Raw genomic sequence first — 262 nt, forward strand, 5'->3', positions numbered from 1 at the left:
CTTGCCGACCGGCATCCAGAGCGCGTATCGGGCGTTTTCTTCTTTGCCTGCAACATGGATGCAACGGGCACGCTCGAATTCCGGCCGACGCCGGTCATCGACCGCTGCTTCAGCCGCCATCGGAAGGATTATCAGGCGCTCTCCGCAACGCCCGACGGTTTCGAAGCTTTCGTTGCCGATGTCGGGAAGATGATGCAGAGCGAGCCGAACTATACCGCGGCCGAGCTACAAGCGATCAAGGTGCCGGTCGCGGTTGCGATCG

At 61.5% G+C, this 262-nt stretch carries 1 protein-coding gene; it reads left to right on the forward strand.

What is annotated here, in order from left to right; translation table 11 throughout:
- A partial coding sequence (locus SB659_RS19795) for a hypothetical protein (protein ID WP_410551649.1) occupies positions 1-262 on the forward strand: 262 nt, incomplete at both ends.

It is taken from the genome of Arthrobacter sp. SIMBA_036 (assembly GCF_046535135.1).
GTDB lineage: Bacteria > Actinomycetota > Actinomycetes > Actinomycetales > Micrococcaceae > Arthrobacter.